Source organism: Massilia sp. LXY-5, assembly GCF_059801075.1.
In genome coordinates this window covers 295,197-312,447 of record NZ_JBNNEH010000003.1, presented here as the reverse complement: position 1 = coordinate 312,447, position 17,251 = coordinate 295,197, and the positions used below count along the sequence as shown (strand labels likewise).

Sequence of the window (17,251 nt, the reverse complement as noted above, 5' to 3'; positions counted from 1 at the left end):
CTGCTTTTTTACCCGGCATAGCGCAGCTGATCGAGCCACGCGAGCAGGGGGATGGTTGCGGGCAGCAGCGGGGTGAGGCCGACTGTCCCTTGCCACGCAAAGGCCTGGCCTTCCAGGCTTTGCGGTTCGCCGCGCCAGTCGCGGCTGATATAAAAATGGAGCCGCACATGGGCGTGCTCGTAGACGTGTTCGACGCAGCACCACGCATCGGCGCTGACGATGTCGACGCCCAGTTCCTCGACGAATTCGCGCTGCAGGGCGTGAAAAATGTCCTCGCCCGCCTCGACTTTACCGCCGGGGAATTCCCAGTAGCCGGCGTAGGGCTTGCCGTCCGGGCGCTGGCCGAGCAGCACGTCGCCGTTCGGGCGCATCAGGATGCCGACCGCCACATCGATCGGCCGGTTTGTCGCTTGCTGCATCGCTGGGTCCGTCCGGAAAAGCCGATATTGTACGCCAGGCTGATGCGCAAGGCATGGGCAGTGTTGCTGTGGGCGATACAAAAACGAGGGTGGGGATAACCCCAATGCATGGGGTTCGATCGCGCTGTCGAAACGTTCAATATGGCGCAAGTTCCATTGGGTGGGCTCCGCCCACCCAATGGTTTATGGCTGATCGAGCTTGCCTGCGTAATCCTTGGCGAACTGCCAGGCCACGCGGCCCGAACGCGAGCCGCGTCCCAGGGCCCACTGCAGCGCCTCGCCACGCGCCGCCTCGATCTGCTCCGGCGTGCAGCCGAAACTGGATAGCCAGTGCGCCACGATCGCCAGGTAATCCTCCTGCCGGAACGGATAGAACGACAGCCACACGCCAAACCGCTCCGACAGCGAGATCTTCTCCTCGACCGCTTCGCCCGGATGCAGCTCGCCATCGTCGCCATGTTTGTAACCCGTGTTGTCCGACATTTTCTCGGGCATCAGGTGGCGCCGGTTCGAGGTGGCGTAGATCAGCACATTGTCCGACTGGGTCGCGACGCTGCCGTCGAGCGCCACCTTCAGCGCCTTGTAGCCGGCCTCCCCTTCCTCGAACGAGAGATCGTCGCAGAAGATGACGAAGCGCTCCGGCCGCGCCGCCACCAGGTCGACGATGTCGGGCAAATCGGCGAGGTCGGCTTTGTCCACTTCGATCAGGCGCAGGCCCTGGTCGGCGAAGCCGTTCAGGCAGGCCTTGATCAGGGACGACTTGCCGGTGCCACGTGCGCCGGTGAGCAGCACGTTGTTCGCCGGCCGGCGCGCCACGAACTGGCGCGTGTTCTGCTCGATCAGACGCTTCTGGGCGTCGACGTGCTGCAAGTCGTCGAAGGAGATGGTCGAGGCGTGCGTCACCGGCTGCAGCCAGTTGCCGCCGCCGGTCGGGCGCCGGCGCCAGCGGAAGGCAAACGCGCGCTTGAAATCCGGCTCGCGCGCCGCCGGCGGCGGCAGGATCGCCTCGACCCGCGCCAGCAAACCTTCGGCGCGGTGCAGGAACTGTTCGAGCGGCGTCATGCGCGTTCCGCTTACGAACGGTAGTCGGCGTTGATGCTGACGTAGTCGTGCGACAGGTCGCAGGTCCAGACGGTGGCGCTGGCCTCGCCGCGCGCAAGCGTGACGCGGACAAGGATTTCGGCCTGCTTCATCACGCGCTGGCCGTCCGCTTCCTGGTAATCCGGATTGCGTCCGCCCGCCTTCGCGACCCAGACGTCGTCCAGGTAGAGGTCGAGTTTCGTGACGTCGAGGTCGTCCACGCCGGCATAACCGACGGCGGCCAGGATGCGGCCCAGGTTCGGGTCCGAGGCGAAGAAGGCGGTCTTCACCAGCGGCGAGTGCGCGATCGCGTAGGCGATCTTGCGGCACTCTTCCAGACTACGGCCCTGCTCCACCGTGATGGTGATGAACTTGGTCGCGCCTTCGCCGTCGCGGATGATCTGCTGTGCCAGGTTGCGCGAGATATCGGTGACGGCCTCTTTCAATGCCTCGTAATCGGGGCCGGACGCTTCGTTCACGACCAGGCTGCCGGCGCCGGTGGCGATCAGCATGAAGGAATCGTTGGTCGAGGTGTCGCCGTCGATCGTGATGCTGTTGAAGGAGCGGTCGGCCGCGTACTTCACCAGTTCGTCCAGCACCGGCTGCGCCACTTTGGCGTCGAAGGCCAGGTAGCCGAGCATGGTCGCCATGTTCGGCTTGATCATGCCGGCCCCCTTGCTGATGCCGGTCATGGTGACCGTGTGGCCGCCGATGGTCACCGTGCGCGAGGCCGCTTTCGGCTGGGTGTCGGTGGTCATGATCGCTTCAGCGGCATTGAACCAGTTGTCGGCCGTGAGATTCGCCACGGCGGCCGGCAGGCCGGCGACGATCTTCGCGACCGGCAGCGGCTCCAGGATCACGCCGGTCGAGAACGGCAGCACCTGCTGCGCCTCGCACCCCAGAAGCTTCGCCAGTTCGGCGCAGGTGGTCTGTGCATTCGCCAGGCCCGATTCTCCGGTACCGGCATTCGCATTGCCGGTGTTGACGACCAGCGCGCGGATCGGCTTGCCGCCGTTCTGTACGGCTGCCAGGTTCGCCTTGCTGACCTGGACAGGCGCGGCGCAGAAGCGGTTCAGGGTGAACACGCCGGCGACGGTGGCGCCGTCGGCCAGGCGCATCACCAGGACGTCCTTGCGATTGGGCTTCTTGATGCCGGCTTGGGCAAAACCGATCTCGATGCCGGCAACCGGCTTCAGGTCGGCGGCGACAGGCAGGGGGGAATTCACGGCCATGGTGGTCTCAATGGAAAGATTTCGAATCCGATATTGTACTGCGCGCGGGGCAGCGGGTGCGCGCGGCGCTCCATCTCCCATTTTCCTGATGTTCAGAATGTGTGTTTGTCAACTGTGCGATTAGCCAGTTAACAAAACACGTCAATGCAATCGTGCGCGAGGGCAACATACCTATACTCGATCGGGCCTGGCGCGCTGGTGTTCGGGCTGTTGCCGGGTACCTGCCTGTGGCCTCCACGGGCTTACATAATCAGAATCAGGAGACGGAAAATGAAGTTCACCACCAAGGCGCGGCTGCTCGCTGCGCTCTGCACCGCGCTGTGCGCCGGCCTCGCAGCCACGCCGGCCGCATTTGCCGACGGCCAGCCGCGCCAGCTGACCGCGTCCGCCAAGCTGTATAAACAGTATTTCCAGGAAGCCTCGAAGGAGTTCGACGTACCGGTCGAACTGCTGGAATCGATCGCCTACGCCGAAACGCGCTGGGTCTCGCATGTGCCGAAAGGCCAGCTGAAAAAGAATGGCGAGCCGCAGCTCGAGATCGATCCCGATCCGCACCACGGCATGCCGCCCAGCTACGGCATCATGGGTCTGCGCAACGACACGTATTTTGGCACCTCGCTGACCCAGGGCGCGGCCCTGATCCGGGTCTCGCCCGAGGTCGTGATGATCGACGTGCGCAGCAACATCCGCGCCGCCGCCGCCCTGCTTTCCCAGTACGGCGCGCGGAAAACGAAAAACTTCCCGCTCGAGGATTGGGAAGGCGCCGTGGCGCGCTACAGCGGCATCCCGCAGCCCGAGATCGCCCAGATCTACACCTATGAAATCCTGACCGCGATCCGCCAGGGCCGTGAAGACAGCGGCTACAAGGTCGGCCAGCGCCACGTGGAGATGGAAAAAGTCTACGGCAAGGAGAAGCTGAAAAAGCTGTCCGCGCGCCGCATCACGATCGAGACCGGCGTGCCGGATCCGAAGATCTCGGCGCCCGATTTCGTCGATGCCCCTGCCAAGAACAAATAACGGATTCGGAGACTATCCATGAAGAAGAACATGAACGGCCTGCTGGCAGGCTTGATTCTGGTCGCCCTCGGCCTGCAGGCATTGCCGGCCCGCGCCTCGACCGACTATCCGCCGGCGATCTGGAACCCGGCGGCCAGTTGCAATTATTCCGCGCGCACGGCGGCGATCAGCCACGTGACCATCCACACCACCGAAGGCTCGTACGCGGGCTCGATCTCCTGGTTCCAGAACTGCAGCGCCGGCGTCAGCGCCCACTACGTGGTGCGCTCGTCGGACGGCCAGGTGACGCAGATGGTGCGCGAGGCCGATAAAGCCTGGCACGTCGGCAATTCGAACGGCTACACGATCGGCATCGAGCACGAGGGCTACACGAATGCGCCGGCCACCTGGTACACCAGCGCCATGTACAACGCCTCGGCCGCCCTCACCCGCGACATCCTCTCCTCGCGCAGCCTGGCGCAGAAGGTCTTCGACGGCAGCGGCGGCTGGAACGCGGTCCCAAGCGACTCGCTCTACAACGTCAAGGGCCACGTCAACTTCGCCAGCCAGACCCACACCGACCCCGGCTCGGGCTGGGACTGGCCGCGCTACAAGACGCTCGTCGCCGGCGGCACCAGCGGTGGCGGCGGCAGCGATGCGACGCTCACCTGGCCGCTGGTCCAGTACGGCAACACGGGCGAACGCGTGCGCACCATCCAGTACCTGCTGCAGCAATGGGGCTATACGCTGACCGTCAACGGCAGCTTCGACACGGCGACGCAAACCGCGGTGAAGAACTTCCAGTCCTCGCGCGGCCTGGGCGCGGACGGCATCGTCGGCAACGCGACGTGGCCGGCGCTGACCATCGTCACCCAGCAGGGCGACTCGGGCGCCAAGGTGCGCGCGGTGCAGAGCCAGCTGAACGAAAGCGGGTATGGCCTGGTAGTGGACGGCATCTTCGGCTCGGGCACCGACAGCGCGGTACGCAGCTTCCAGTCGGCGAAAGGTCTGGGCGTTGACGGCATCGTTGGCGACAACACCTGGAGCAAAATGGCTTGGTGATCGCGAACGACCCAGCAACATGAACGCCAAGCCGTTGCAGGGTCGACCCGTATCGATCAATAAAAAAGGCGCCCCGCGGGGCGCCTTTCTCGTTACGGCAACCGGCTTACGCCAGCTTGCCGTGACACTGCTTGAACTTCTTCCCGCTGCCGCAAGGGCAAGGATCGTTGCGGCCGACCTTCACACCCAGGTAGGTGCTGTGGTCTTCGGCCGTCACCGGCGTGGTGCCCGGATTGGCGACCGGCGCCAGCAGCTCTTCCGGCGCGGCCGACGGATTGAAGTCGGCGTGCTGGTAGTTGATGTTTTCCAGGTGCGCCGCCTGCGCCGCCATGGCCGCTTCCGCTGCCTCGACTTCTTCGCGCGACTGGATGCGGACCGTCATCACGGTGCGAATGACTTCGTTCTTGATCTGGTCCAGCATGCTGCCGAACAGTTCGAAGGCTTCGCGCTTGTACTCCTGCTTCGGGTTCTTCTGCGCATAGCCGCGCAGGTGGATGCCCTGGCGCAGGTGGTCCAGCGCCGACAGGTGTTCGCGCCAGTGGGTGTCGACGCTTTGCAGCATGACGTTGCGCTCGAAGCCGCCGAAGGATTCCTTGCCGACGATGTCGACCTTGGCGTTGTACGAGGCGTCGGCCGCGGCCAGCACCTTTTCCAGGATGTCGTCGTCGTTCAGGTTAGGCTCGTCGACCAGCATCTGCTCGAGCGGAACGTCGAGCGCCCACTCCGACGCCAGCACCGACTGCAGCGACTTGATGTCCCACTGCTCTTCGACCGATTCGGCCGGCACATAGGTGCGCACCACGTCGGTGAAGGTACCCGTGCGCAGCGAAGCGATCAGTTCCGAAATGTCGGCCGCTTCCAGCAGTTCGTTACGCTGGGTGTAGATCACCTTGCGCTGGTCGTTGGCGACGTCGTCGTATTCCAGCAGCTGCTTGCGGATGTCGAAGTTGCGGGCCTCGACCTTGCGCTGGGCGGTCTCGATCGAACGGCTGACGATGCCCGCCTCGATCGGCTCGCCTTCCGGCATTTTCAGGCGTTCCATGATGGCGCGCACGCGGTCTCCCGCGAAGATGCGCAGCAGCGTGTCGTCCAGGCACAGGTAGAAGCGCGAGGAGCCCGGATCGCCCTGGCGGCCCGAACGGCCGCGCAACTGGTTGTCGACGCGGCGCGACTCGTGGCGTTCGGTGCCGACGATGTGCAGGCCGCCGGCCGCGACCACGTGGTCGTGCAGCGACTGCCATTCGTCGCGCAGGGTCTGCGACTGGGCAGCCTTCTCCGCTTCCGACAGCTCGTTGTTCGCTTCGATGATCTGGATCTGCTTCTCGACGTTGCCACCGAGGACGATGTCGGTACCGCGGCCGGCCATGTTGGTCGCGATCGTGATCATCTTCGGACGGCCTGCCTGGGCGATGATTTCCGCTTCACGGGCGTGCTGCTTGGCGTTCAGGACGTTGTGCGGCAGCTTGGCGCCCGTCAGGATGCCGGACAGCAGTTCCGAGTTCTCGATCGAGGTCGTGCCGACGAGGACCGGCTGGCCGCGCTCGTAGCAATCCTTGATGTCGATGAGCATCGCGTTGTACTTTTCCTGCGCCGATTTATAGACCTGGTCCTGGCGGTCCTTGCGCTGCGACGGACGGTTCGGCGGAATCACGACGGTTTCCAGGCCGTAGATTTCCTGGAATTCGTAGGCTTCGGTGTCGGCCGTACCGGTCATGCCGGACAGCTTGGTGTACATGCGGAAGTAGTTCTGGAAGGTGATCGAGGCCAGGGTCTGGTTCTCGTTCTGGATGCGCACGCCTTCCTTCGCCTCCACCGCCTGGTGCAGGCCGTCCGACCAGCGGCGGCCCGTCATCAGGCGGCCGGTGAATTCGTCGACGATCACGACTTCGTTGTTCTGCACCACATAATGCGTGTCCTTGCTGTACAGGACGTGCGCGCGCAGCGCCGCATACAGGTGGTGGATCAGCGTGATGTTGGCTGCGTCGTACAGCGAAGCGCCTTCCGGCAGCAGGCCCATCCTGGTCAGGATGGCTTCGGCCTTTTCGTGGCCGGCTTCGGTCAGGAGCACGGTGTGCGCCTTCTCGTCCTTCGTGTAGTCGCCCGGGACTTCGATCTCGCCGCGGCCGTCCGGAGTTTCTTCGCCGATCTGCAGGGTCAGCTGCGGCGGCACTTCGTTCATGCGGTGGTACAGGTCGGTATGGTTCTCGGCCTGGCCCGAAATGATCAGCGGCGTCCGTGCTTCGTCGATCAGGATCGAGTCGACCTCGTCGACCACGGCGAAGTTCAGGCCGCGCTGCACGCGTTCGCGCGCCTCGTAGACCATGTTGTCGCGCAGGTAGTCGAAGCCGAATTCGTTATTCGTGCCGTAGGTGATGTCGGACGCGTAGGCGGTCTGCTTGGTGTCGTGGTCCATCTGCGACAGGTTCACGCCCGTGGTCAGGCCCAGCCAGCCGTACAGGCGGCCCATCGAGTCGGCATCGCGCTGCGCCAGGTAATCGTTGACGGTAATGACGTGCACGCCCTTGCCCGACAAGCCGTTCAGGTAGACCGGCAGGGTTGCCATCAGGGTTTTACCTTCACCCGTGCCCATCTCGGCGATCTTGCCTTCGTGCAGGACCATGCCGCCGATCATCTGGACGTCGAAGTGGCGCATTTTCAGGACGCGCTTGGCGGCTTCGCGGCAGACGGCAAAGGCTTCCGGCAGGATGGCGTCGAGCGTCTCGCCCTTGGCGATCCGTGCCTTGAATTCAGGGGTCTTGGCCTGGAGGTCGGCATCCGACAGCGCTTCCATCTGCGGCTCGAGCGCGTTGATCTGACGCACGGTTTTTTGATACTGCTTGAGCAGCCGCTGGTTGCGGCTACCGAAAATCTGGGTCAGTAATGACATGCTAAGTTTCTTAAAAAGACGCCGCAAAAAGAGCCAGGGATGATATCAAAAAAGATACCTACCTAAGACCGACGGAGGCATAAAGCGAGTGATTTTATCATGCGATGCGGCCACACTTGGGGATGATAGGCAGGATAACAAGTGTCGTGCACGAAAGAATGTTGTCAATTTGCCTTGATCGCCATGGATTGCCGCAGCTTCGTGTCGCTTATGGTATGTTGCGGCCCTGTAGCCCACTTATATTTACCCTTGATGCACATCTACGGCACCCGCAACCGCCCCACCTCGTTCGAGGCAACAAGCTTCCTGCGTCAGAACGACCGCATGGCCAGCCTGCTGCCGGCCGCGTTGCGCATGGCCGACCTGCAGCGCGATGTCGGCCAGGCCTTGCCGGCGATTGCGAACAACTGCGACGTGCTCTCGTTCCAGGAAGGCGTGCTGACCCTCGCCGTGCCGAGCTCGGCAGTGGCGGCGCGGCTGAAGCAGCAGCTGCCGAAATTGCAGAGTACTTTATTGGCACGCGGCTGGCAGGTGACGTCGACGCGTTTGAAGGTGCAGGTGACGCGGGCGATGCCGCCGCAGGTGGAAACCCGGGTGCTGGAGTTGCCGCCGACGGCGGTCGATGCCTTCGAGGAGTTGGGGGACAGTTTGCCGGATACGCCGCAGAATGCGGCGCTGGTGGCGGCGATCAAGAGATTGGCGGCTAAGCGGCGCGGCGGTTAAGGTCGTTGCCGCCGCTGTGCAGGCCGTGAACGCGTGGGCTCGGGGAGCCCACCCTACGTTACACTGCGGCCGCTGGTACACCGTACGGGGTCATTGATGCCAATGGCATCAATGACGGGTTCACCGGGCATGTCCACGCGTTACGGCGCTTGCACACCAATCACATCTGCGCCCATTCCTCGTGCATCTGCTTGACATACGAGGCCGGCGCATCGGCCGCCCCATCGAAAGACACGATCTCGTACGCATCCGGCCGCGCCAACAAAGCACGCAGCAGGTCGTTATTCAGCGCATGCCCCGATTTATGGGCCTCGTAGGCCGCCAGCAGCGGATGCCCGATCATGTACAAATCGCCGATCGCATCGAGAATCTTGTGCCGCACGAATTCGTCGTCGTAGCGCAGGCCGTCCGCATTCAGGATCCGGTATTCGTCCATCACGATCGCGTTTTCCAGCGAGCCGCCCCGTGCCAGGCCCATGCCACGCAGGCTCTCGACGTCCTGCATGAAGCCGAAGGTGCGGGCGCGCGCCACGTCGTGCACATAGGATACGTGCGCAAAATCGACCGTCGCGTTCTGCATGGTGCCGTCCACCGCCGGGTGGTTGAATTCGATGAAGAAGTCGAGTTTGAAACCGTCGTGCGGTTTCAATTTCGCCCACTTTTCGTTGTTGCCCGCGCCGTGGCGCACTTCGACTTCCTTCAGCACGCGAATAAATTTCTTCGGCGCGGCCTGGTCCTGCACGCCGGCCTGCTGCAACAGAAACACGAAGGAGGACGCGGAGCCGTCCATGATCGGGATTTCCTCGGCCGTCACTTCGATGTACAGGTTGTCGATGCCGAGGCCGGCGCAGGCCGACATCAGGTGTTCGACGGTCGAGACGCGCGCGTCGCCCTTGACCAGGACCGAGGCCATGCGCGTATCGCCGACGACCTCGGCGCTCGACGGGAATTCGACGACCGGGTCGAGGTCGACGCGGCGGAATACGATGCCGGTATCGACCGCGGCCGGGCGCAGCGTCAGTTCGACCTTGCGGCCCGAGTGCAGCCCGACGCCGGTCGTACGCACGAGTTCTTTGATGGTTCGTTGTTTGAGCATGAGCCGATTATATCGTCGCTGGCAAATCGCTGCCGGACTCGACCCTTGCAGCGAGGCAATGGATGAGCTAACCGATGCGCATGGGCGACACTACGGATGCTCGCTCTCCGCATGTGTTTTCTCGTGTCGAATCAGATAGATACCGCTGCCGATGATGATCGCTGCCCCGACCAGGGTGTACTCGTCGGGCAGGGTCTGCCACAGCAGCCAGTCGATCGCCACGCCCCAGGCCAGGGCCGAATACTCGAAGGGCGCGACCACCGAGGCCTCGCCGTGGCTGAAGGCCTCCGTGATCGCCAGCTGGCCGAAGAAGCCGGAAATCGCCAGTCCGAGCAGCAGCCAGACGTGGGCCGGGTCGAGCGCCACCCAGTTCGGCGCGGCCAGCGTGCTGGCGCCGATCGCCATCAGCAGCATCAGCCAGAACATCATCTGGCGTGTGGAATTGGTGCGCGCCTGCACGCGCGCCGCGATTGCGGAAATGGCGTAGCAGACGGCCGAGGCCAGGATGGCGAGACCGCCCAGGGTCAGCATGCCCTCGCCTTCCGGTCGCAGCACGACCAGCACGCCGCCGAGGCCCACGAAAATGGCGATCCAGCGTGCCAGGTCGACGGTCTCTTTCAGGAAGAACACCGACATCGCCGTGATCAGCGCGGGCGCGATGAAGAAGATCGAATAGGCTTCCGCCAGGCTGAGTTTTTTCAGCCCGAACGCGAACAGTGCCAGCATGCCGATGCCGAGCGCGCCGCGCAGCAGGTGCAGGCCCGGCTTCACCTGCAGCATGGTCGAGAAGCCGCCGCGCCAGGCGACATAGGCGCAGACCAGCGGCAGCGAGGACAGCGAACGCAGGGCCGCGACCTGCATCGCCGGATAGTGGGCGGCGAGCAGTTTCATCGCCGTGTCCATCAATGAGAACATGACGACCGCGATCAGCATCGCGTAGATGCTGCGCAGGTTGCCGCTTACTTTGCTTTGTGCGTGGGCTTGCATGGGCTACGGAATAAAATGAAAACGGCGCCGCAGCGCCGTCGGGTGATGCGGGGGAGCCGGAATCAGCCCAGTTGCGACAGCATCGTTTCGGCGCTCGAGACGTCGAAGCCGCCCTGCTCCACGTTCAGCTGTTTCACTACGCCGTCTTCCACCAGCATCGAGTAGCGCTGCGAACGCGTGCCCATGTTGTGCTTCGAGAAGTCCGCGTCCAGGCCGAGGGCCTTGGTGAAGGAAGCGTTACCGTCGGCCATCATGCGCACGATGCCGGTCGATTTCTGGTCGCGGCCCCAGGCGCCCATGACGAAGGCGTCGTTCACCGAGATGCACCAGATTTCGTCCACGCCTTTGGCCTTCAGGGCGGCGGCGTTCTGGACATAGCCAGGCACGTGCTTGGCCGAGCAGGTCGGCGTGAAGGCGCCCGGCAGGCCGAAGATCGCGATCTTCTTGCCTTTTACCAGGTCGGCGACCTGGAACACGTTCGGGCCGAGCGAGCAGCCTTCGGTTTCGGTCTCGATGAATTCAGCCAGGGTGCCTTCCGGCAGGCGCTCGCCAATCTTGATGGTCATGGATTAATCCTCAGGTGTTATTTTGAAAACCTTGCCAGTATGCCTGATGCGCACAAGGCTTGCACGGCGCGGCCTCGCCTGCCCTGCTGTCACAAAACCCGGCGCCCCCGCGTCTTGTCCTCATCCCTGCTCTACACTGGCTTCAGGACGCCTGGCTGCGCTGGCACGGCAGTGCCCGGGCGAATGCGAAAAATCGCGTGCAGTCGCCCGAAGCCTGGCTGGTCACGGTCACGACGCGCCTGGCGATCGACCGCCTGCGCAGCCGCAAGAGCGAGCGCGAGACCTATATCGATAAATCCTGGGACGTAGGTGGGCGGGTCTCCCGCCCACCCTACCGGTATTGCCGGACGCAATCGATGAACGCATAAAAAAACCGGGACCGGAGCGCGAGCTCCGACCCCGGTTTTATTTAACTAAACGATTTACGCTCAGTCGGCCTGCTTGCGCAGGAAAGCCGGAATGTCATAGGTCTCGACGCCATTACGCTGCATCGCCTGCACCTGCTCCGATGCCTGCTCGCGGCGCCACACGGCCGGCTGCTTCATGCCGGCGTCGCCGCCGGTCGCTGCGTGGCCCATGGTGACGCCGGCGGTGACCGACGCGGTACCGGCCATCATCGGCGCATTGTAGGTACCGGTGCGCAGCACCTGCTGCGGCTGCACCAGCTGCATCTTCTTGGCTTTGCCCAGGCCCGTGGCAACCACGGTCACGCGGATCTCGTCGCCCATCTCGTCGTCGTAGGCGATGCCTTGTGCGATCGATGCGTCCGGAGCGGCAAAGGCGCGTACGGCAGCCATGACTTCCTTGATCTCCTTGCCCTTCAGGCCGCGCGACGCGGTGACGTTCACCAGCACGCCCTTGGCGCCCGACAGGTCGATACCGTCCAGCAGCGGCGAAGCGACGGCCTGCTCGGCGGCGATGCGCGCGCGGTCCACGCCGGAAGCGGTGGCGGTGCCCATCATGGCCTTGCCCTGCTCGCTCATGATGGTCTTGACGTCGTTGAAGTCGACGTTGATGTGACCCGGCACGTTGATGATCTCGGCGATACCGGCAACGGCGTTGTTGAGCACGTCGTCGGCATGCTTCATCCACTCGAGCATCGATTCGTCTTCGTAGATGTCTTCCAGCTTTTCGTTGAGGATGATGATCAGCGAGTCGACATGCTTCGACAGTTCTTCGAGGCCCGCCTCGGCGACGTCCATGCACTTCTGGCCTTCGTACGAGAACGGCTTCGAGACCACGGCCACCGTCAGGGCGCCCATGGTTTTCGCCACTTCGGCCACGATCGGTGCGGCGCCGGTACCGGTGCCGCCGCCCATGCCGGCAGCGATGAAGACCATGTGCGCGCCGCGCAGCGAATCTTCGATGCGGCTACGGGTCTGCTCGGCCAGCTGGCGGCCGATTTCGGGGCGCATGCCGGCACCCAGGCCGGACTCGCCGATCTGGATGATGTTGTTCGCGCTCGACGCAGCCAGCGCCTGGGCATCGGTGTTGGCGGCGATGAATTCGACGCCCGACACACCTTTGTTGATCATGTGCTGCACCGCGTTGCCGCCTGCACCACCCACGCCGACGACCTTGATCACCGTTCCCAGTGCTGCGTTATCGACCATATCGAACTCCATGATGTCACTCCTAATTTTCAAAGTGCACTATCCATGCACCAAACCTCATAAGGGTATCAGGCCTAGCGCTTGGATACTGCTTAGTATTATAAAAAAATATGTGTTTTGTATCGAATCAAATACGCTTGGCTGACTGCGCCGATTGCTGCTTAGAAATTCCCCAAGAACCATTCCTTCATACGTTGCCACACCGCCTTTACCGAGCCATCCTGACGCGTAACGATGTGGCCCCGCAAATACTGTTTTTTCGCTTCCATCAACAGGCCCAGCACCGTCGCGTAGCGCGGGCTGCGGACCACGTCGGCCAGCTGGCCGCGGTAGTCCGGCGTGCCTAGGCGCGTCGGTTTCAGGAACATGTCTTCGGCCATCTCGATCATGCCCGGCATCATCGAGGTGCCGCCGGTGAGCACGATGCCCGACGACAGCACGCCTTCGTAGCCGGACTCGCGCACCACCTGGTGCACCATCGCGAACAGCTCTTCGACGCGCGGCTCGATGACGGCGGCCAGCGCCTGGCGCGAGAGCGAACGCGGACCGCGGTCGCCCAGGCCCGGCACTTCCAGGGTCTCGCCCGGATCGGCCAGCACCTGCTTCGCGACGCCGTAGCGCAGCTTGATTTCTTCGGCTTCGCCGGTCGGCGTGCGCAGCGCCATCGCGATGTCGCTGGTGATCTGGTCGCCGGCGATCGGGATCACGGCCGTGTGGCGGATCGCGCCGTCGGAAAAGACCGCGATGTCGGTGGTGCCGCCGCCGATGTCGATGATGACGACGCCGAGTTCCTTCTCGTCGTTCGTCAGCACCGCGTCGGCCGAGGCCATCGGCTGCAGGATCAGGTCCGATACTTCCAGGCCGCAGCGGCGCACGCACTTGACGATGTTCTGCACCGCCGACACCGCGCCGGTGACGATGTGCACGCGCACTTCCAGGCGGATGCCGCTCATGCCGATCGGCTCGCGCACGTCTTCCTGGTTGTCGACGATGAATTCCTGCGGCACCGTGTGCAGCAGCTGCTGGTCGGTCGGGATGTTGACCGCTTTCGCCGTCTCGATCACGCGCGCGACGTCGGTCTGCGTGACTTCCTTGTCCTTGATCGCAACCATGCCGCTCGAATTGAAGGAGCGAATATGGCTGCCGGCGATGCCTGCGTAGACATTGCGGATCTTGCAGTCGGCCATCAGCTCGGCCTCCTCGAGCGCGCGCTGGATCGATTCGACGGTGGCCTCGATGTTGACCACAACGCCCTTCTTCAATCCCTTCGACTCGTGCTGACCGAGGCCGATGACCTCGTGGCGTCCGTCGGACATCACCTCGGCCACCACCGCCACCACCTTCGAGGTGCCGATGTCGAGGCCGACGATCAGGTTTTTCGCGTCTTTTGTCATTGCTCGCCTGCTTAGATTTGCTTTGTTGGCTTGTTAGTCGGAGTTTTTGTTTTCTTCTTCGCCGCGGCCTTTACAGGCTTGGTGGCATCCGTCGGCACAGTCAAGGCCGCGGAGGACAGCGCCAGCCCGTTCGGGTAGCGCATGTCGATCGTATCGATGCGGCCTTCCTGCAGCCGGGCGACCAGCTGCGGGTAGACCCCGACCAGGCGCTGCACGCGCGCCTTGACGGTGTTCTTGTCCTGCTCGCGGCCGAGCTCCACGCTCATGCCGTTGTCCAGCTTGACGGTCCAGGCGTAACGCGAGGACAGCGCCAGTTCCTGCGGCACCAGTTTCACCGGCGCGAACCACGAGCGCAATTCGGAGAAGCGCGCCAGCACATCCTTCTCGCTGCCGGCGGGTCCGACAAAGGCCGGCAGTTCGTGGTCGTCGTCGGCCTCGGCGATATTGGCGGTAAATACATCGCCCTTCACCGACAGCAGGCGGCCTTCGCCCCAGGTGCCGAGCGCTTCGTGCTCTTCCACTTCCACGATGAGGCCGTTCGGCCACTCGCGGCGCACCGTTGCGCGGCGTACCCAGGGCACGGCCTCGAAGGTCGTGCGCACCTGCTCCAGGTCCGTCGTGAAGAAATTGCCGCGGATCTTGCCAAGGACGCTGTTCCGTACCGTCAGTTCGTTCACGTGCTTCAGGTCGATCTTGTACAGGCTCTCGATGCGCACTTCGCGCAAGGTGAACATCGGCCGCTGCGACAGCCACCACACGCCGCTCGCGATACCGGCGAGCAGCGTCGCCGCCAGCAGCGTGCTGGCGGTGGCGTTGAGGGCGCGTACGTCATGCCACATTCTTTTAGCCTTGTGCCTTTACCATCTTGCAGCGCGCCGAACGCAGGATCTCGACGCACAGGTCTTCATAGCTGATGCCCACCGCGCGCGCCGCCATCGGCACCAGCGAGTGGCCCGTCATGCCCGGCGAAGTATTGACTTCCAACAGGAACGGCCGCATGTCGCTCTCGCGCACCAGCACGTCGACCCGGGCCCAGCCTTCGCAGCCGAGGGCGCGGTAGGCGTCCACGGCGTGCTTCTGGATCTCGGCAGTCAGTGCATCCGGCAGCTGCGCCGGGCAGTGGTACTGGACGTCGTCCGTGAAATACTTGTTCTGGTAGTCGTAGTTGCCCTGCGGAGCCACGATCTCGACGATCGGCAGCGCGCGCGCATGCTTGCCGGTGCCGAGCACGGCGACCGTGAACTCGCGGCCGGTGACGAATTCCTCGGCGAGGATGACTTCGTCGAAACCGGCGGCCAGGGCCACGGCAGCTTCGAACTCTTCGGCCTTTTCCACTTTCGTGATGCCGATGGTCGAGCCCTCGAGCGGCGGCTTGACGATCAGCGGCAGGCCCAGTTCGGCAACGACTTTATCCAGGTCGTCGCCCGGGGCGACGGTGGCGTAGCGCGGGGTCGGGATGTTTTTCGACAGCCAGATGATCTTGGTGGTGATCTTGTCCATGCCGACGGAGGACGCCATGACGCCGCTGCCGGTGTAGGGAATGCCGAGCTGTTCGAGGGCGCCCTGCAGGCTGCCGTCTTCGCCGTAGCGGCCGTGCAGCGCGATGAAGACGCAGTCGAATTTTTCGGCGGCCAGCTCGGCCAGCGTCCGCTCGGCCGGGTCGAAGCCGTGGGCGTCGATGCCGCGGCTTTGCAGGGCCTGCAGCACGCCGGTGCCGGACAGGATGGAAATTTCGCGCTCGGCCGAACGGCCGCCGTACAGGACGCCGACCTTGCCGAAGTTGGTAATGATGTCGCTCACGATGCTACCTTTTGTTCAGAAGTCAGTATGTTGGGAACGCCGCTGATCGAGCCCGCCCCCATGGTCAGCACGACGTCGCCGTCCTTGACTGCCTGGAGGATCGCGGCCGGCATCTCGGCGATGGTTTCCACGAAAATCGGTTCGATCTTGCCGCCGGCGCGCAGCGAGCGCGCCAGGGCGCGGCCGTCGGCCGCCACGATCGGGGCTTCCCCTGCCGGATACACTTCCGACAGCAGCAGCACGTCAGGGGCGCTCAGCACCTTGACGAAGTCCTCGAACAGGTCGCGCGTGCGGCTGTAGCGGTGCGGCTGGAAAGCCAGCACCAGGCGCCGGCCCGGATAGGCGGCGCGCGCGGCGGCCAGGGTCACCTCGGTCTCGACCGGATGGTGGCCGAAGTCGTCGACCAGGGTAAAACTGCCGCCGCCTTCGAGCGCCACTTCGCCGTAACGGGTGAAGCGGCGGCCGACGCCGCGGAATTCCAGCAGGCCCTGCGCGGTCGCGGTATCGTCGATGCCGATCTCGCGTGCGATGGCAATCGCCGAGCAGGCGTTCAGGACGTTGTGCATGCCCGGCTGGTTCAGCACGAACCTGGTGTCAGGGTACCCGTCCTGGCGCACCGTGAAATGCATGTGCACGCCGTCCGCATGGGCATCCATTGCGCGCACCTGCGCGTCTTCGGCGAAGCCGTAGGTCGTGACGGGCTTCGTCACCTGCGGCAGGATCGAGCGCACGTGCTTGTCGTCGATGCACATCATCACGCGGCCGTAGAACGGCAGGCGATGGGTGAAATTCACGAACGCGGCCTTCAGCTTCTCGAAGTCGTGTTCGTAGGTTTCCATGTGGTCGGCGTCGATGTTGGTGATCACCTCGATCATCGGCGTCAGGTTCAGGAAGGACGCGTCCGACTCGTCGGCTTCGGCCACGATGTAGTCGCCGGTACCCAGCTTCGCATTCGCACCTGCACTGTTCAATTTGCCGCCGATGACGAAAGTAGGATCGAGCCCGCCCTGCGCCAGTACCGATGCGACCAGGCTGGTCGTCGTCGTCTTGCCGTGGGTGCCGGCAATCGCGATGCCGCGCTTCAGGCGCATCAGTTCGCCCAGCATGATCGCGCGCGGCACCACCGGAATCTGCGCGGCGCGCGCGGCCATCACTTCCGGGTTGGCTTCGTTCACCGCGGTCGAGGTGACGACGGCGTCGGCCCCGATGATGTTGTCTTCCGCGTGGCCGAGGTAAACGCGCGCGCCCAGGTCCTTCAGGCGGGCGCTGGCCGCGTTGCTGCCCAGGTCCGAGCCCGAGACTTTATAGCCGAGGTTCAGCAGGACTTCGGCGATGCCGCTCATGCCGCTACCGCCGATGCCGACGAAATGAATGTGTTTGATCTTGTGTTTCATTC

15 protein-coding genes and 1 pseudogene are annotated in these 17,251 nt (G+C 63.9%); 4 read left to right on the top strand and 12 right to left on the bottom strand.

Translation table 11 applies throughout. The features are described 5' to 3' along the window. Nucleotides 1-8: 8 nt before the first annotated feature. The 3 genes from ACI48I_RS10445 to argJ form a co-directional block, all read right to left on the bottom strand. Nucleotides 9-419 carry an NUDIX domain-containing protein gene (locus tag ACI48I_RS10445; RefSeq protein ID WP_498574121.1) on the bottom strand — a complete coding sequence of 137 codons (411 nt, stop codon included), beginning with the start codon at nt 417-419 and terminating at the stop codon, nt 9-11. A gap of 183 nt (nt 420-602) precedes the next feature. Continuing rightward, nucleotides 603-1,481, bottom strand: a complete 879-nt coding sequence (locus tag ACI48I_RS10440; RefSeq protein WP_193686972.1) for an ATP-binding protein — start codon at nt 1,479-1,481, stop codon at nt 603-605. A gap of 11 nt (nt 1,482-1,492) precedes the next feature. Then, nucleotides 1,493-2,731, bottom strand: coding sequence for a bifunctional glutamate N-acetyltransferase/amino-acid acetyltransferase ArgJ (gene argJ / locus ACI48I_RS10435; protein WP_193686973.1), 1,239 nt, complete (start codon nt 2,729-2,731; stop codon nt 1,493-1,495). Nucleotides 2,732-3,001: 270 nt separating this feature from the next. Between argJ and ACI48I_RS10430 the strand changes: the two genes are divergently transcribed. Both ACI48I_RS10430 and ACI48I_RS10425 read left to right on the top strand, forming a co-directional pair. Then, nucleotides 3,002-3,748, top strand: a complete 747-nt coding sequence (locus ACI48I_RS10430) for a hypothetical protein (protein WP_193686974.1) — start codon at nt 3,002-3,004, stop codon at nt 3,746-3,748. Between the two features lie 18 nt (nt 3,749-3,766). Next, nucleotides 3,767-4,789 carry a peptidoglycan recognition protein family protein gene (locus tag ACI48I_RS10425; protein WP_498574120.1) on the top strand — a complete coding sequence of 341 codons (1,023 nt, stop codon included), beginning with the start codon at nt 3,767-3,769 and terminating at the stop codon, nt 4,787-4,789. A 106-nt stretch (nt 4,790-4,895) separates the two neighbouring features. Here the strand turns inward: ACI48I_RS10425 and secA are convergent, their stop codons facing one another. Next, on the bottom strand, nt 4,896-7,676 hold the full coding sequence (gene secA / locus ACI48I_RS10420; RefSeq protein WP_498574119.1) for a preprotein translocase subunit SecA: 2,781 nt from the start codon (nt 7,674-7,676) through the stop codon (nt 4,896-4,898). Nucleotides 7,677-7,928: 252 nt separating this feature from the next. Between secA and ACI48I_RS10415 the strand changes: the two genes are divergently transcribed. After that, entirely contained in the window at nt 7,929-8,399 is a 471-nt protein-coding gene (locus ACI48I_RS10415; protein ID WP_193688811.1) for a DciA family protein, read from the top strand. Between the two features lie 160 nt (nt 8,400-8,559). Here ACI48I_RS10415 and lpxC read toward each other — a convergent pair whose 3' ends face one another. From lpxC to ACI48I_RS10400, 3 genes are all read right to left on the bottom strand, one after another. Continuing rightward, nucleotides 8,560-9,495, bottom strand: a complete 936-nt coding sequence (gene lpxC / locus ACI48I_RS10410) for a UDP-3-O-acyl-N-acetylglucosamine deacetylase (RefSeq protein ID WP_193686977.1) — start codon at nt 9,493-9,495, stop codon at nt 8,560-8,562. Nucleotides 9,496-9,585: 90 nt separating this feature from the next. After that, nucleotides 9,586-10,428, bottom strand: coding sequence for a DMT family transporter (locus ACI48I_RS10405; protein WP_193688812.1), 843 nt, complete (start codon nt 10,426-10,428; stop codon nt 9,586-9,588). 116 nt (nt 10,429-10,544) lie between these two features. Further along, complete coding sequence (locus ACI48I_RS10400) at nt 10,545-11,048, bottom strand: peroxiredoxin (RefSeq protein ID WP_193686978.1); 504 nt, start codon at nt 11,046-11,048, stop codon at nt 10,545-10,547. Nucleotides 11,049-11,188: 140 nt separating this feature from the next. Here ACI48I_RS10400 and ACI48I_RS10395 point away from each other — a divergent pair. Then, nucleotides 11,189-11,338, top strand: a pseudogene (locus ACI48I_RS10395) (sigma factor); the annotation flags it as partial. A 138-nt stretch (nt 11,339-11,476) separates the two neighbouring features. On the opposite strand, the gene ftsZ reads toward ACI48I_RS10395, so the two are convergent. The 5 genes from ftsZ to murC all read right to left on the bottom strand — a co-directional run bounded on the left by ftsZ (nt 11,477) and on the right by murC (nt 17,249). Next, on the bottom strand, nt 11,477-12,673 hold the full coding sequence (gene ftsZ, locus ACI48I_RS10390) for a cell division protein FtsZ (RefSeq protein WP_193686980.1): 1,197 nt from the start codon (nt 12,671-12,673) through the stop codon (nt 11,477-11,479). A 149-nt stretch (nt 12,674-12,822) separates the two neighbouring features. Further along, nucleotides 12,823-14,055: a cell division protein FtsA gene (gene ftsA, locus ACI48I_RS10385; protein WP_193686981.1), complete on the bottom strand. Its 1,233-nt coding sequence runs from the start codon at nt 14,053-14,055 to the stop codon at nt 12,823-12,825. 11 nt (nt 14,056-14,066) lie between these two features. Continuing rightward, nucleotides 14,067-14,894, bottom strand: a complete 828-nt coding sequence (locus ACI48I_RS10380; protein ID WP_193686982.1) for a cell division protein FtsQ/DivIB — start codon at nt 14,892-14,894, stop codon at nt 14,067-14,069. Nucleotides 14,895-14,898: 4 nt separating this feature from the next. Continuing rightward, entirely contained in the window at nt 14,899-15,846 is a 948-nt protein-coding gene (locus tag ACI48I_RS10375) for a D-alanine--D-alanine ligase (protein ID WP_193688813.1), read from the bottom strand. 5 nt (nt 15,847-15,851) lie between these two features. Continuing rightward, a complete protein-coding gene (gene murC, locus ACI48I_RS10370) occupies nt 15,852-17,249 on the bottom strand; it encodes a UDP-N-acetylmuramate--L-alanine ligase (RefSeq protein WP_498574118.1) in 1,398 nt (465 codons plus the stop codon). Nucleotides 17,250-17,251 lie beyond the last annotated feature (2 nt).

Excerpts from the sequence above, each read along its gene's own strand:
- ACI48I_RS10445 (WP_498574121.1), bottom strand. The coding sequence starts at position 419 with ATGCAGCAAGCGACAAACCGGCCGATCGATGTGGCGGTCGGCATCCTG.
- ACI48I_RS10440 (WP_193686972.1), bottom strand. The coding sequence starts at position 1,481 with ATGACGCCGCTCGAACAGTTCCTGCACCGCGCCGAAGGTTTGCTGGCG.
- argJ (WP_193686973.1), bottom strand. The coding sequence starts at position 2,731 with ATGGCCGTGAATTCCCCCCTGCCTGTCGCCGCCGACCTGAAGCCGGTT.
- ACI48I_RS10430 (WP_193686974.1), top strand. The coding sequence starts at position 3,002 with ATGAAGTTCACCACCAAGGCGCGGCTGCTCGCTGCGCTCTGCACCGCG.
- ACI48I_RS10425 (WP_498574120.1), top strand. The coding sequence starts at position 3,767 with ATGAAGAAGAACATGAACGGCCTGCTGGCAGGCTTGATTCTGGTCGCC.
- secA (WP_498574119.1), bottom strand. The coding sequence starts at position 7,676 with ATGTCATTACTGACCCAGATTTTCGGTAGCCGCAACCAGCGGCTGCTC.
- ACI48I_RS10415 (WP_193688811.1), top strand. The coding sequence starts at position 7,929 with ATGCACATCTACGGCACCCGCAACCGCCCCACCTCGTTCGAGGCAACA.
- lpxC (WP_193686977.1), bottom strand. The coding sequence starts at position 9,495 with ATGCTCAAACAACGAACCATCAAAGAACTCGTGCGTACGACCGGCGTC.
- ACI48I_RS10405 (WP_193688812.1), bottom strand. The coding sequence starts at position 10,428 with ATGCTGATCGCGGTCGTCATGTTCTCATTGATGGACACGGCGATGAAA.
- ACI48I_RS10400 (WP_193686978.1), bottom strand. The coding sequence starts at position 11,048 with ATGACCATCAAGATTGGCGAGCGCCTGCCGGAAGGCACCCTGGCTGAA.
- ftsZ (WP_193686980.1), bottom strand. The coding sequence starts at position 12,673 with ATGGAGTTCGATATGGTCGATAACGCAGCACTGGGAACGGTGATCAAG.
- ftsA (WP_193686981.1), bottom strand. The coding sequence starts at position 14,055 with ATGACAAAAGACGCGAAAAACCTGATCGTCGGCCTCGACATCGGCACC.
- ACI48I_RS10380 (WP_193686982.1), bottom strand. The coding sequence starts at position 14,894 with ATGTGGCATGACGTACGCGCCCTCAACGCCACCGCCAGCACGCTGCTG.
- murC (WP_498574118.1), bottom strand. The coding sequence starts at position 17,249 with ATGAAACACAAGATCAAACACATTCATTTCGTCGGCATCGGCGGTAGC.